Origin of the sequence: Nostoc paludosum FACHB-159, from assembly GCF_014698835.1 — a bacterium.
Lineage (GTDB): Bacteria > Cyanobacteriota > Cyanobacteriia > Cyanobacteriales > Nostocaceae > Nostoc > Nostoc paludosum.
In genome coordinates this window covers 18,826-34,037 of the sequence record NZ_JACJTU010000044.1, presented here as the reverse complement: position 1 = coordinate 34,037, position 15,212 = coordinate 18,826, and the positions used below count along the sequence as shown (strand labels likewise).

The window sequence follows — 15,212 nt, the reverse complement described above, 5'->3', positions numbered from 1 at the left end:
GGGGCGCAAAGCTTTGCGCCCCTACCCAATCTATCTGTCCCATTCTTTTCTCAAATTGGTATTAGTTATAGCCATATTTCTTAATAAACCAAGTCTTCACAAACTGCGTCAACACACAATAACTCGACAGAATTAACACTAGCCAAAGGAAGTAATTTGATGGCAAGGTTACAAACCCTAAACTTGAGCCAATGGGTGAAAAAGGAAGATAAAGACCCACTGCCATAATAGTCATAGTTACTAACAATGTTGGCAAAGCTGGCCAGCTTTGAATCAATGGGATTTTAGCAGTCCGAATAATATGAACAATCAAAGTTTGAGTCATCAGGCTTTCTACAAACCAACCAGTTTGAAATAATGCTTGCTGACTTACAGTATTAGCTCCAAAAATAAACCACATTACAGCATAGGTTGTATAGTCAAAAATCGAACTAATGGGGCCAATAAATAGCATAAACTTTTGAATATCATGAATCTGCCATTTACGTGGTTTTGCTAGATATTCGGGATCGACATTATCAAAAGGAATTCCTGTTTGGGAAAAATCGTAAAGCAAATTATTCACTAAAATTTGTACTGGTTGCATGGGCAAAAATGGCAGCAAGGCACTTGCACCTAACATACTAAACATATTGCCAAAATTGGAGCTAGTACCCATTTTGATATATTTGACAATGTTGGCGAAGGTTTTACGCCCTTCGGTTAACCCTGATTCTAGAACCAACAAGCTTTTTTCTAACAGAATAATATCCGCCGATTCTTTAGCAATGTCCACGGCAGTATCAACAGAAATACCAACATCAGACTCGCGTAAAGCTGCGGCATCATTAATACCGTCGCCCATAAAGCCAACAATATGACCCCGGCGGCGTAGCACTTGAATAATCTTAGCTTTTTGTATGGGAGAGAGTTTAGCAAAAATGGTTGTGGTTTCAACCAAATCTGCTAATTCTTGCTCGGATAATGTTTCAATTTCGCTACCTAACAAGATATGGTGAACATATAAACCCACATCCTTACAGATTTTGCGGGCAATGATTTCATTATCTCCGGTTAACACTTTCACCTGTACACCATTACGATTCAGGACAGTAATTGCCTGCCTAGCAGATTCTTTAGGTGGGTCAAGAAAAGCAATATATCCGATGAGAATCAAGTTACTCTCATCGGCAATAGAATAATTGACTTGATGAGGAGGCATTTCTTTATAAGCAACAGCAATCACGCGGAAGCCATCTTCATTTAATTCTTGAATTAATTGGGTCACTTGTGTTTGAAATGATTCATCCAAAGGCAAAATTTCTCCTTTAGATTCGATGTATGTACTGACCTGAAGAATTTCTTCGACTGCGCCTTTGCTAATCAGGATATGGTGATGATTGTCTTCTTCCACGACAACCGACATCCGTCGGCGCATGAAATCAAAGGGAATTTCGTCAATCTTTTTATAAATATTTTCAATTTTCAAAGATTCATGCACTTCGAGATGTTCAAGCACAGCTACGTCTAGTAAATTTTTTAATCCTGTCTGATAATAGCTATTAAGATATGCATACTCTAGAACTTCATCACTTTCTTCACCATAAACATCTAAATGCATCTTTAAAATGATTTTATCTTGGGTGAGTGTGCCAGTTTTGTCAGTACATAGAATATCCATTGCCCCAAAGTTTTGGATGGCATCAATATTTTTGACAATTACCTTTTTTTCTGACATTGCTAGCGCCCCTCTGCCTAAATTGGCAGTGACAATCATCGGTAACATTTCCGGAGTTAAACCCACAGCTACCGAGAGTGCAAAAAAGAAAGCCTCAGTCCAATTACCTTTGAGCAAACCATTAATCAAAAATACCAGTGGCGCCATAACTAGCATGAAGCGTAGTAGTAGGAAGCTAACACCATTCACACCTTTGTCAAAACTCGTCATGGTTTTTTGACCAACCACGGTTTTTGCCAAAGAACCGAGATAAGTATTGCCTCCTGTCTCTACGACTACTGCTGTACCAGAACCACTAACAACATTAGTTCCCATAAAACAGAGATTTGCTAATTCTAGTGGGTTTTTAATTCTGGTTGTATTGTTGCTTAGAATTGATTGTTTTTCGACTGGTAATGATTCGCCAGTTAATGCTCCCTGACTAACAAATAAATCTTTGGCGAAAATTATCCTGACATCTGCTGGAATCATGTCTCCAGCGGCTAGATAAATAACATCTCCCGGCACAATAAACTTGATAGGAATTTCTTGCTTTTCGGCTTCATGGGGATGGAGTGTAATTCCATATACTCTCAAAACTTCGGATGGAATGTCTTTGCGCTGATCTTTTCGACTAACCGTGCATGTAGTTCTCACCATTTCTCGGAGTTTTTCGGCAGCAAGGGTAGAGCGAAACTCTTGAGAAAAGCGTAAAATGACGCTGAATAAAACCATGACTAAAATAATCACGGCGGCTTTGATGTCATTGGTGAAAATTGACAGGATGGCTAATGCTATTAATAAGATAGCTAAAGGATTTTGAAAAGTCTTAAATAACTGGATATACCACTTAGGAGGCTTTTCACGGGCAACTTCATTCAAACCGTATTTTTGTAACCTGTCAGAAGACTGAATATCGCTTAATCCTTCTAGAGTGGTATTAAGGGTTTTCAATACAGTTTCTATATCATTGTAAGCTATATCTATCAGATGATCTGATATCTCTATAGATTTACTAGGCGGTATCTTAGATTGTTTTTTTAGATTTAATATCTGTGTAAATTGCTTCATAATTTTAATTTCCATAAATATTGGAAAATATTCATAATAAAATGATTTTATTTAGTACAAGCACTTATTAAAAATCTGGCTTAATGCTTTAATTAGCATTTTAATGATTACAATCAAGCGAGAATCCCGATAAAAACATTACGAATTATCAACGAAACTCAGCCTGCTCAATCTTTGCTCGAAAGAACTCTGAATAACGCGCTGTCCCAAGCCACCAGCCTGCACTCATCTGGGAAGGAATTGTAAATCCTCCAAATATCTTTTCTTCCTGGTATTCTCCGCCAAATGGAATGTAAGTATAGCTACTATCTTCTGTTTGATCTCCCCAACGTGGGAGAGAAAGCTTTAGTAGTTTGCCGTTAGCATCTATAAACAGTGTCAGCGTTACAGGTTCATCATCAACTTTTAGACTAGCTTGGATAGTCTTGTCATCTATTGCTTTCCAACTTACGCCGCGCTGAGGTAGTAAAGCAGAAGGTAGCCAGAAAAATTCTCCCGCGAATCGTCCAATACTGGAGCGAGTAATATCAGGATTGTGGGCATTGACGAGGGGAACCAGTCCCCAAAGAGAGAACCGCATTCGACCAGACTTGTTGATATAGCGATCGCTACCGCTCATTTGGAACAAACCACTACCAATCCTTGCTTTCCAGACAAATCCTTTTGTTGAGAGAATTTCTGTAGCTTGCATCGGTATCCACGGTTTATCCTGCGCCATCCTAAAACTGCCGCTCATTTTCAAGCTGACAGAGGAAGCAAGAGGAGTCTGGAGTGCAATGCTATGCAAAAAATAGCGTTGTACGGGCACAGGTAATGCCATAACCATATCTTTAGTAAAACGATTTTCTGTTGGGACTCCTTGGAGCGATCGCGTAGCGTGTGCGAAGCACAATCGCCAAATTCTATTAACTTCTTGTTCGTTCCTAATTCGTAAAATGACTAGAATCAGGAAAGCGATCGCTAGCAATACCCCAATGCTCAAGAAAATTTTGGTAAACATTTGCTCACTTTTGATCGGAAATAGAGCTTTTACTTAATTAACGTTAAATACTCATCCCGAAAATACCGCAAGGTACTAAATACCGGATTCGGCGCTGACTGACCTAAGCCGCACAAACTAGTATGCTTCACCATATCGCAAAGTTCTTCTAACAGTTCCAAGTCAGTAAGGGATGCTTTGCCTTCGTGAATTTTGGTTAATAATTGATACAGTTGCACCGTTCCGACACGACAGGGGATGCACTTACCGCAAGACTCATCCATGCAGAATTCCATAAAGAAACGGGCGACATCTACCATATTGGTAGTTTCGTCCATGACAATCATCCCACCGGAACCCATAATCGAACCTAGTTGACTCAGAGATTCGTAATCTACAGGAGTATCAAAAGCTGAAGCGGGAATGCATCCCCCAGAGGGGCCGCCTGTTTGCACGGCTTTGGCTGTACCGCCATCTGGTACACCACCACCCATTTCTTCGACAATTTGCCGCAGAGTTGTTCCCATTGGCACTTCTATGATTCCTGTATTTTGAATTTTCCCAGCTAAGGCAAAAACTTTTGTACCTTTACTTTTTTCTGTACCAATGCTGGCGAATACATCTGCACCCTTGCGAATAATCCAAGGGACGTTAGCGTATGTTTCAACGTTGTTAATTAAAGTTGGAAATCCCCACAAACCACTTTCCGCCGGATAAGGCGGACGGGGGCGAGGTGTACCGCGTTTACCTTCAATTGATGCCATTAAAGCGGTTTCTTCACCACAAACATAAGCACCCGCACCAATGCGAATATCAATCTTAAAATCAAAAGGTGAGTCAAAAATATTACTTCCTAATAAACCGAGGCGTTGGGCTTGGCGAATGGCAATTTGCAGACGGTTGATCGCAATGGGGTATTCAGCGCGAATATAAATGTAACCTTGACTTGCACCCACAGAGTATGCTGCGATCGCCATTCCTTCCAAAACGCGATGGGGATCGCTCTCCAAAACACTCCGATCCATAAATGCACCAGGATCGCCCTCGTCAGCATTGCAGATGACAAATTTGCGTTCTCCTTTGGCTTTGGCGACAGTTGCCCATTTCACCCCCGTAGGATAACCAGCACCACCTCTTCCCCGTAACCCACTGCGGGTAATATCATCCACAACTTCAGCAGGTGCCATCTCTCGGAGTACCTGATAAAGTGCTTGATAGCCGTCAGCAGCAATGTAAGACTCTATACGTTCTGGGTCAATTTTGCCACTATTTTCTAGAACAATAGGTAATTGTTTGGTAAAAAATGGTTGATTCAAATCTCCTTTTTGTACCTTTATTTCATCACCTTGCAATTCAGCCACAATTGAGGAAGCAATTTCAGGGGTCACTTTTTCGTATAGTAAGGGTGTAAAGCCTTGAATCTCTAAGTGGTCAACTTGCACCAAGGGGGCTTGGCAACACAAACCCATGCAACCCACACTGCGAATTTCTACTTTATCTGTCAGTCTTGCTTCTGTTGTTAACTTTTCCAAACTTTCTTTAACGGCGACAGCACCAGACGACAGACAACCAGCCGCCATACAGCACCGAACGCGAATAGGCTTAGAGTTGGCGCGTTCCTTGTGAGCTATTTCTTGTAGTTCAGCTAGATCCATGTTTGAGCCATCCTTCTATTTGCTCAGTAACTAACTCTGGTGTTTGGTGTCCGCAAACAGTACCATCAAAAACAACCGCAGGCGCAATCCCACAAGCACCCAAACATCTTGCTGTTAAGAGTGAAAGTTCACTATCTGGTGTTGTTTCACTAGCATGAATTTTGGCGCATTTTTCTACAGTTGCAAGTAAATTTGCTGCACCTTTGACGTAACAAGCTGTACCCGTACACACAACACAGGTATGTGCGCCTTTTGGTGCGAGAGAGAAAAGGTGATAAAAAGTTGCTACGCCATAAACACGACTGGGTGGTAGTTTCAAGCTTTGGGCGATGTAGTGTAACAGGTCATTTTCTAAATAACCGAAAAGTTCTTGGGCTTTATGTAAGACTTCTATCAGTGCATCCTGCTGATATTGATGGCGCTTCATGGTTGCATCAAGTATTTTGAAGCGTTTATCACCACTCGGATGCTCTTTTAGGGGATTTTTTTTATTGACTGTGTGAGAGTCCATGCTCGTATTTTAAATACAATGTGCGATCGCAAGATGCCTGCTAAAGTTTTATCTGAGCTGATATCGTTATAGATCAACAATTTGAGGAAGTTGTGAGGTTATATCAACAAGAAGATGCTGCCGAATCGCATCTTTACAAGCGGGGGTAGGAGATTGTTCAAAAAGAGCGATCGCTACTGTCACGGTTTCGCCCACCATTGCTTGATAGTTTTGGTTCACAATACAAGTCTATTCGTTCACAATACAAGTCTATTCGTTCAGAACACAAGTCTATTCGTTCAGAACACAAGTTCATTCGTTCAGAACACAAGTCCGTTCGTTCAGAACACAAGTCCGTTCGTCCAGAACACAAGTCCGTTCGTCCAGAACACAAGTCCATTCGTCCAGAACACAAGTCCGTTTGTTCAGAACACAAGTCCGTTCTCAACGATTTGTTCTCTATGGTCGTGTAATTACTGATTATATGGCAACTTTACTTATAATAAAAAGTCATGGCAACGAACGCCAACAGAATTTGTTATGCTTCAAGTTAAGTTATAATTTCTGCTCTTACAACTGAAGTCTCAGCAGTGCGATGAATACGAAAGCCTAATTTTTCGCAGACTCTTTGCATCGCCAAATTTTCAGCTAGGATTTCGGCACTAATTAGCGTTAAATGTTCATCACGCCCTACTTGCAGCAACCTCTTGAGTAATTCGGTTCCTAAACCTTGACATTGGTAGCGATCGCTAACTAATATTGCAAACTCAGCTTCATTTGTACCGTGCAATTTACTTAACCTACCAATGGCTAAAAGTTCATGTTCTTGAGTTTCTGGATTTTGATAGTCTGCTACCAGCGCCATTTCCCTGTCATAATCAATGAAACACAATCGTGTGAGTCGTTCGTGGGCAATGCGTTGACTGAGTTTAATCAAGTGGAAGTAACGGAAATAAACGCTTTCTTCAGATAATGTTTTATGTAACTTAATCATTAAAGGTTCGTCTTCTGGGCGAATGGGACGAATTGTTACTTCCAAGCCATTCCGCATTATCCAAGACGAAACATATTGTGTAGGATAAGGACGAATTGCTAGTTTTGGTAACTGTGCTTCAGTGATATCCAAATCATGAAGAACAATCCGCGCATCAAGTGCAACTAAAGAATTTTGGGTGATTTCTTGCGCCTTTACCAAAAGCGGATTAATATCAATTTCTTTAATTAGTCGTTGTTCAACTACAAGCTGGCTAAAGCGTACCAAAAGCTGTTCTAAAGCTTCTAAATTAACTGCTTTTCTACCTCTAACTCCCTGTAGTGCTTTGTAAATCCGGGTTTGTTCCATCATCCGCCGTGCCAAGGTAGTATTTAATGGCGGAAGTCCCAAGGCTCTATCTTGAAACACTTCTACTAACTGTCCACCTGTGCCAAATAGTAAAACTGGGCCAAATTGAGCGTCAATGCTACTACCGAGAATCAATTCATAGCTGTTTCTCAAATCTATCATTGGCTGGACAGTGACACCAGCAAAAGAATTTGCGCCAACTTTGGCAGTTACAGATGATGCGATCGCATTATACGCCTCACGCACTGCATCAGCATTGTGTAAATTCAAATGCACACCATCTACATCTGTCTTATGGGTGATGGTTTGAGAAAATACTTTTAAAACTACAGGATAACCAATTTCCTCTGCTAGCAGAACTGCCTCTTCTGCATTGGTTGCTACTTGCGTTGCTACTGTCGGAATACCGTAAGCAGCAAGAACTTGCTTTGATTCGACTTCAGTCAGTAAAGTTCTGCCAGCTTGTCGAGCTTTTTGAATAATCGTCTCTGCAATTGTGCGATCGCAAGTGTCTATATTATCAGGAAGCGCAGGAGTTTCATATAAAGCACGTAAGTTATAACTATAACGCCACATATAGTAGAATACATTGGCAGCCATATCTGGAAAGGCGAATGTCGGAATTAATGCTTGGTTAAGAATTTCTGCACCTGCTTCCACATCTACATCTCCCATCCAACTTGCTAGTATGGGTTTGCCGATTTGAGCTAATGGTTTTAGTTGATACGCTGTTTGTGTCGGGTCAGTCATTGCTTGCGGTGTGAGAATCGCCAACAATCCATCGCTATTTGGGTCTTTAGCAGCAATTTCCAAGGCTTTGGCATAGCGGATGGGGTCAGCATCACCGAGTATGTCAATGGGGTTGTTGTGACTCCATTGTGGCGGTAATAACTGGTTTAGTGCCTCATAAGTTTCTTTTGATAATTCTGCAAGTTCACCTCCATCGGTAATTAAAGCATCAGTCGCCAAGACTCCGGGCCCACCTGCATTGGTAATAATTGTCAGTTTTGGCCCTTTGGGACGTGGTTGCTTTGCTAATACCTCTGCCAGATGGAACAAGTCAGAGATACTTTTAACCCGTAAAACTCCACTCCGTCGAAATGCGGCATCAAACACGGCATCACTACCTGCCAATGCACCTGTGTGGGAAGCTGCGGCTTTGGCTGCTGCGGCTGTCCGTCCAGCTTTAATGACAATAATTGGTTTAGTTAGGGCAACCTCTCGTGCAGCAGACAGAAACGATCGCGCATTTCCAATCGATTCCATGTAAATAACTATGCTTTCTGTATGCGGGTCATCACTGAGATAGTCAATCAAATCACCCCAACCCACATCAAGCATCGAACCAATGGAGATAAACGCACTAAAGCCGACATTCTCGTGAAAACTCCAGTCCAAAATTGCTGTACACAATGCCCCACTTTGGCTGATAAAACCAACCTTACCAGGCAAAGCCATACTGCTAGCAAAGGTGGCATTTAACCCAGTATGGGGATTCATTACACCTAAGCAGTTGGGGCCAATTAGCCGTATTTTGCCTCGGCGCACTTGCTGGAGTACTTGCTGTTCTAATTCTGCCCCGACAGTGCCAATTTCCTTAAACCCAGCAGAAAGAACGATCGCCCCCTTTACTCCGGCATCGACACATTCGCCAATTACACTAGGAACTGTCAGCGCAGGCGTGGCTATAATTACTAAATCTACTGGTTCTGGCACAGCCGCAATATTTGGATAAGCTTTGATACCAAGAACGCTATGACGTTTGGGATTGACTGGAAATACTGTACCTCCAAATGGATGGCTGATGAGATTCCAGAGGACAGTTCTACCCACACTATTTTCACGTTCGCTAGCACCAATTACAGCAATGCTTTTAGGCGCAAATATGGCATCTAAAGGTTGATGCTGGGTACGTAAAATATCATAGGCGCGATCGCTTCCCAATTGCATAATTTTTTACTCCCGTTGCTTCCTTACTGGCGTTGCATATTTTGGATAGGATGCTCAAAAACAACCTTCGGTGTCTGTCGCACAATTCGCTTGCGTAATTCATCTGCTATCAAAATCAACGGTGGACAAATCAGCAACAGCAACAACTGAGAAGGCTGTAAAGCCGCAGTTGCAAAGATTTTCTGCAACGTTGGAGAGTAAATAATCGACAAAATCAACGCCCACTCAACCGCAATTCCCAACCAAATTAATCGGTTTGTAAAGAAACCCAATCTAAAAATTGAAACTCTTTCGGAACGACAAGCAAAAACGTTGCCATCTTGACAGGCGACAATTACCGCTAAAGTTACAGTTGTAGCCTGATGGTAAATTGCCATTGTGGTGGCGCTTGCTGATTGGGAAAGAATACTCGAACTCACCGCTTGCAATTGACTAATTCCATAACCATTTGCCCACCAAACTAAGAAAAAGCCTGTCATCCCAGCTAAACCTTCGAGTAATCCTAAGAAACAATAGGCACGCAGCATCAGGGGTACATCAAGTAAGGTTTGAGACTTTTTGCGCGGTGGTTGTGTCATTATGCCTTTTTCTGGACGCTCTGCACCTAATGCTAGCGCTGGAATCATATCGGTTCCTAAGTCAATCGCCAAGATTTGCAGAATTACTAAAGCTGGAGGTACTTTTAAAAATACCATTGCCAGAAATGGCAGAAACTCTGCCATGTTTGATGCCAAAATATAAGTAATGAACTTGCGGATATTTTGATAAACTGCCCTTCCTTGCTCAATGGCAGTGACGATAGTTGCAAAGTTGTCATCCACCAAAACAATATCTGCGGCTTCACGGGCAACATCTGTACCGTTTTTACCCATTGCAATACCAATATTAGCAGCACGTAACGCCGGGGCATCATTCACGCCATCACCAGTAACGGCAACCACATGACCTAAATTTTTATACGCTTGCACAAGTCTTAATTTTTGTTCCGGCATTACCCGTGCAAATACTAATCCATATTTATTTCTGTGTAATATTTGTTGTAATTGAGCATCAGAAAGATGCCCTAATTTTTCGCCTGTAATAACTCTGGGTTTACCGTTGGATTTACTATTAATCAAACCAATTTTTTCAGCGATCGCAGCTGCTGTCAATCCATAATCACCTGTAATCATTGTGACTTGAATGCCTGCACGATGACAAAGAGCGATCGCATCTGCAACTTCTGGCCGAGGTGGATCTATCATGGCTACAAGTCCGATAAATATCAGGTCTTGTTCTAGTGCAGTGTTTTCTTGTTCCCGTAATTCTGTACCACCTTGTCTTGTCGCCACAGCTAAAACCCGATAGCCAAGGCTAGCAAGCTCATCGTTTGCCGCCTCTACCTCTGTGCGTTGTGCTGCTGTTAGTTCCTGCTGTTGTCCATCGCGTAAAATAAACTGAGAATGTTGCAACACATCTAAAGGTGCGCCTTTGGTAAATATCTGTAGTGCATTCTCAGTCTTTTGTGCTGGTTGAGCAAATTCTAGAGTACCTGTAAGCAAAACTGTCATCATCCGGCGGTGAGAATCAAACGGTACTTCTCGCGATCGCGGTGCTTGCTGCTGCAAATCCTCCAATTTAAAACCAGCTTTAATTGCCACAACCAACAAAGCTGCTTCAGTGGGATCTCCTAATACTTGCCACTGACTCGAACCTGCGGGATGGTTTAACCGTGCATTTGAGCAAAGTGCTGCACCTGCTAATAGTAATCTGACTTGGGATTCACACTCAAAATTTGTAATTTCGACTTCACCTTTTGGTTCGTAACCTACACCTGTAACATTAATCTCTGCACCAGGAATCCATAGCTTACGGACGGTCATTTCGTTTTTAGTTAAAGTTCCTGTTTTGTCAGTGCAGATAACTGTTGTCGCACTCAAAGTTTCTACTGCTGAAAGACGGCGTACCAGTGCATTTTCTTTGGCCATTCGCTTCACGCCAATTGCTAAAGCCAGGCTGACTGTTGGTAGCAATCCTTCCGGTACAAAGGCTACAATAATCCCAATGGCAAAAATGAAGCTTTCCTTAATGCCCATACCCACCAATAAATTAGTGAGTAAAAACACAACCACGCCCATGCTAATGGCGATAATTGTAATGATGTGAACCACCCTAGAAATTTGTACTTCTAAGGTACTGGGTTCGCGCTTAACGTTAGCAGTTAGGTGTGCAACTTGACCAAATTCTGTATGCGTACCCGTAGCATCAACTACAGCCATTCCTCTACCTGCGGCAACAGTGGAACCAGCAAATACTAAGTTAGAAGCATCCAAAGCACGCAGATTTTCTGTAGCAACGGGTTCAGAAGACCGAGGAACAGGTAGAGATTCTCCAGTTAAAATTGAAACATCAACATACAAGGATTGGCTTTCCACCAGTCGCCCATCAGCAGAGATTTTATCTCCTTCCTCTAACTGAATTACATCACCTGGAACTAACTCGCGTGCAGGGATGTTACACAGCGTACTGTCACGATAAGCTTTTACTTGGTTAGGTAATACTTGTTTTAATGCAGATAAAGCCTTTTCTGCTTGAAATTCTTGCCAAAAACTAAAAATGGCATTAATCCAAATTACTGCCCAGATAGCCCAACCTAATTCCGGCGTTTGGGAAATAAAAGCTAAAGTGCCTGCTACCCATAATAAAAGCGCCATAAAGTGTGTTAGTTGGTCAATAAAGCGCAGTATTAAAGGGCGTGTTTGCGGTTCGGGTAGTTCGTTGTACCCATATTGTTTGAGGCGTAAATCAGCTTCAGATTCGCTCAATCCTTGGGGAGTTGTGATTAAGTTTTTGTAGACTTCTTCAGATGTGAGCGACCAAATTTGATGATTTGTATTCATGTTGTTAGCCTAATAGCAGTATTTCAAGACGCGATTTATCGCGTCTCTACATGAGGGTTTTTGGCTTATGTGAACTTATTACGAATTAACTTTTTCTGCTGCCGCTATTTGTAACAACGTTTTAAGCACTGAATCAGGATTGAGGCTAATGGAATCAATACCTTGTTCTACCAAAAATCGAGCAAATTCGGGGTAGTCACTTGGTGCTTGGCCGCAAATACCAATTTTGCAATCGCACTGTTTCACTGTAGATATTGCTTTGGCAATCATCCCTTTGACAGCATCATCGCGTTCGTCAAATAAATGCGCTACCAACTCTGAATCTCTATCAAGTCCTAACGTTAATTGTGTTAGGTCGTTAGAACCAATTGAGAACCCATCAAACACTTCACAAAATTGCTCTGCAAGTTGCACGTTACTCGGTAACTCGCACATCACATATACTTGCAAACCATTTTCTTTCCGTACTAAACCATGCTTTGCCATCTCTGCAAGTACGCGCCGACCTTCAGCTGGAGTGCGACAAAATGGCACCATTAAAATCACGTTGGTTAAACCCATTTCCTCGCGTACTTTTTTCATGGCTCGACATTCTAAAGCAAATCCTTCTCGGTAGCGTTCATCGTAATAACGCGATGCACCCCGCCAACCAATCATCGGGTTTTCTTCTTGAGGTTCAAATTGTTTTCCACCTAAAAGGTTGGCATACTCATTACTTTTGAAATCGCTCAAGCGGACAATTACAGGTTTGGGATAGAATGCTGCTGCAATTGTGCCAATACCTTGCGTGAGTTGATCGACAAAGAATTGCGCTTTATCTTCATATTGTGCGGTTAATTCAGCAATTTTGTATTTAGCTAGTTCATCTTTCAATTCATTAAAATGAATTAATGCTAGAGGATGCACCTTAATCTGATTAGCAATAATAAATTCCATCCGTGCTAAACCCACTCCATCATTGGGAATAGCACTATAGCCAAATGCTTCTTCTGGGTTGCCCACATTCATCATGATTTTAGTGCGAGTGCGGGGCAATTTTTCTAATGGTATTTCTTGAACTTCATAAGGTAACAAACCTGCGTAGACTTTTCCGGTTTCACCTTCAGCACAAGAAACTGTAATTTCTTGCCCAGTTTTAATTACCGTTGTGGCATTGCCGCAACCAACGATCGCGGGGATTCCCATTTCTCTGGCAATAATTGCCGCATGGCAAGTGCGCCCGCCAGAGTTGGTAACAATAGCACTGGCTTTTCTCATGATTGGTTCCCAATCGGGATCGGTGCGGTTTGTTACTAGCACCTCACCAGGCTGAAATTCTTCCAGGTGATGTACGTCGAGAATTACTCGTGCTTTGCCTTGTCCGATCGCCTCACCCACGCTACGACCTGTAACCAACACTTCTGCTTTTTCTTGGAGATAATAATTACGCAATACGTTTTTAGTCTTTTGGGACTGGACAGTTTCTGGACGTGCTTGGACAATAAATAATTCGTTGGTGATGCCGTCTTTCGCCCATTCGATATCCATTGGTGTGTAAACACCACGTACTTTTGAGTAGTGTTCTTCAATTAAATATGCCCAATATGCTAGTTGGAGAATTTCATCATCATTGAGGGCAAAGGCGGTGCGATCGCTCGCTGCAACCGGAATATTTTTAGTCATTTTAGAACCGCCCAAATCGTACACCATCTTGATTTCTTTTGTCCCCAGGCGTTTTTTCAGAATTGGGTGGTATCCTTGTTTAAGAGTTGGTTTAAATACTAAATATTCATCAGGATTTACTGCACCCTGAACGACGTTTTCACCCAAGCCGTAAGCGGCGGTAATCAATGCAGCATCTTTAAATCCTGTCTCGGTATCAATAGAAAACATCACACCAGATGCAGCTAAATCCGAACGCACCATCTTTTGGACGCCGACAGAAAGGGCAATACTGAAGTGGTCGAAGCCTTTGAGTTGACGGTAGGAAATGGCGCGATCGGTAAAAATGGACGCAAAGCATTTATGGCAAGCTTGTAGTACACCTTGCAGTCCGTGGACATTTAAGTAAGTTTCTTGCTGTCCAGCAAAGCTAGCATCAGGTAAGTCTTCGGCTGTAGCACTGGAACGAACTGCTACATCGGTATCAGCACCGTATTGTTCACAGAGGTCTTGATATGCTTTGGCGATCGCTTGTTCTAATTCTTGAGGAAACGGAGTTTGTAGCATTAAAGACCGTGCTTGTTTACCTCGTTGCCGCAGATTATTCACATCTTCAACATCTAAGTCTGCAAAAACTAGCCTGAGTTGCGCTTCTAACCCTGCTGCTTCCACAAAGTAGCGATATGCCTCAGCAGTAGTAGCAAATCCTGTAGGAACTTTCACACCTTTGGATTTAAGCTGCTGAATCATTTCTCCCAAAGAAGCGTTTTTACCTCCTACTATCGGGATATCTGCAATTCCTACTTTTTCCAAAGGCAACACGAGAGCTTGGTCTGGTAACACTTGGTGCTCAGTGTTTTGATTGACCAGTGTCTTTAGTACCATAGTAAAGCTTCCTTAATATAAGTAGAGTGAGTTGTAAGGGCTACTTTTAGTTCATGAGCATTTTACTCATCTGACACTTATGGTTATAGAAAGATATTTTGAGGAACTTGTGAGGATGTTGTGTTGGGGCTGTCACTTGATTAATCGTAAGGATTCAGGTCTAATAGGGAGCAACGCGATTTGGTGAGGTAGGATCAAAAACCAGCGATGCCTACGGCGGGCTACGCCTACGCTAACAACTTTCTTCAGTACTAAAAAATATTCATCACATGAATAAGCGTATTAATATTTAAGTAGCGAATAAATTTTAAGTGTGGTGATGTGTGCAAAAATTTATGAGGGTCAAAACAAGGTAGGATTCCGGTTAAGTAATCTTTCCAGGCTTTTAACGTCTACCTTTTATGGCAAAAAACTTTAGTCTGGTCAACAATTGCCAAATGTGGTGCGATAGCCAGTTCTTTTGATGCAGCACGTTCGACGCTAATGGATTGGGGAATAAATGTTAGTTTAAAATGAATCGAGCGCCTGACTTACCTTTTTGGTGAAATTGGTATTAATCTACGCCATTCAACAATGGACAATTAACAATTGACTTTTTCCCTCTCCCTAGAAGTGAGAGGAGTG

The 15,212-nt window shown here is 42.0% G+C and carries 8 protein-coding genes and 1 pseudogene; 1 reads left to right on the top strand and 8 read right to left on the bottom strand.

All coding sequences use genetic code 11. From position 1 onward, the window contains the following. Positions 1-61: 61 nt before the first annotated feature. The 8 genes from mgtA to ppsA all read right to left on the bottom strand — a co-directional run bounded on the left by mgtA (position 62) and on the right by ppsA (position 14,588). A complete protein-coding gene (gene mgtA / locus H6H03_RS30180; RefSeq protein ID WP_242058052.1) occupies positions 62-2,767 on the bottom strand; it encodes a magnesium-translocating P-type ATPase in 2,706 nt (901 codons plus the stop codon). Positions 2,768-2,915: 148 nt separating this feature from the next. Next, positions 2,916-3,767, bottom strand: a complete 852-nt coding sequence (locus H6H03_RS30175) for a DUF6920 family protein (RefSeq protein WP_190958730.1) — start codon at positions 3,765-3,767, stop codon at positions 2,916-2,918. 29 nt (positions 3,768-3,796) lie between these two features. Continuing rightward, positions 3,797-5,401 carry a NuoF family protein gene (locus H6H03_RS30170; RefSeq protein ID WP_190958729.1) on the bottom strand — a complete coding sequence of 535 codons (1,605 nt, stop codon included), beginning with the start codon at positions 5,399-5,401 and terminating at the stop codon, positions 3,797-3,799. Next, positions 5,388-5,912 carry a bidirectional hydrogenase complex protein HoxE gene (hoxE, locus tag H6H03_RS30165; protein ID WP_190958728.1) on the bottom strand — a complete coding sequence of 175 codons (525 nt, stop codon included), beginning with the start codon at positions 5,910-5,912 and terminating at the stop codon, positions 5,388-5,390. Before hoxE ends, H6H03_RS30170 begins: the two co-directional genes overlap by 14 nt. A gap of 66 nt (positions 5,913-5,978) precedes the next feature. Beyond that, complete coding sequence (locus H6H03_RS30160; protein WP_190958727.1) at positions 5,979-6,131, bottom strand: hypothetical protein; 153 nt, start codon at positions 6,129-6,131, stop codon at positions 5,979-5,981. 310 nt (positions 6,132-6,441) lie between these two features. Then, the gene (locus tag H6H03_RS30155; protein WP_190958726.1) at positions 6,442-9,183 is read right to left on the bottom strand and encodes a bifunctional acetate--CoA ligase family protein/GNAT family N-acetyltransferase; all 2,742 of its coding nucleotides are present in this window, start codon (positions 9,181-9,183) and stop codon (positions 6,442-6,444) included. A 23-nt stretch (positions 9,184-9,206) separates the two neighbouring features. Continuing rightward, complete coding sequence (locus H6H03_RS30150; RefSeq protein WP_190958725.1) at positions 9,207-12,062, bottom strand: cation-translocating P-type ATPase; 2,856 nt, start codon at positions 12,060-12,062, stop codon at positions 9,207-9,209. A 78-nt stretch (positions 12,063-12,140) separates the two neighbouring features. Then, on the bottom strand, positions 12,141-14,588 hold the full coding sequence (gene ppsA / locus H6H03_RS30145) for a phosphoenolpyruvate synthase (protein ID WP_190958724.1): 2,448 nt from the start codon (positions 14,586-14,588) through the stop codon (positions 12,141-12,143). Positions 14,589-15,005: 417 nt separating this feature from the next. On the opposite strand from ppsA, the pseudogene H6H03_RS40675 reads away from it, so the two are divergent. Next, positions 15,006-15,170, top strand: a pseudogene (locus tag H6H03_RS40675) (ISLre2 family transposase); the annotation flags it as partial. Between the last annotated feature and the right edge of the window lie 42 nt (positions 15,171-15,212).

What these genes read in the sequence shown, in the direction of transcription:
- mgtA (WP_242058052.1), bottom strand. Translation starts at nt 2,767, where the DNA reads ATGAAGCAATTTACACAGATATTAAATCTAAAAAAACAATCTAAGATA.
- H6H03_RS30175 (WP_190958730.1), bottom strand. Translation starts at nt 3,767, where the DNA reads ATGTTTACCAAAATTTTCTTGAGCATTGGGGTATTGCTAGCGATCGCT.
- H6H03_RS30170 (WP_190958729.1), bottom strand. Translation starts at nt 5,401, where the DNA reads ATGGATCTAGCTGAACTACAAGAAATAGCTCACAAGGAACGCGCCAAC.
- hoxE (WP_190958728.1), bottom strand. Translation starts at nt 5,912, where the DNA reads ATGGACTCTCACACAGTCAATAAAAAAAATCCCCTAAAAGAGCATCCG.
- H6H03_RS30155 (WP_190958726.1), bottom strand. Translation starts at nt 9,183, where the DNA reads ATGCAATTGGGAAGCGATCGCGCCTATGATATTTTACGTACCCAGCAT.
- H6H03_RS30150 (WP_190958725.1), bottom strand. Translation starts at nt 12,062, where the DNA reads ATGAATACAAATCATCAAATTTGGTCGCTCACATCTGAAGAAGTCTAC.
- ppsA (WP_190958724.1), bottom strand. Translation starts at nt 14,588, where the DNA reads ATGGTACTAAAGACACTGGTCAATCAAAACACTGAGCACCAAGTGTTA.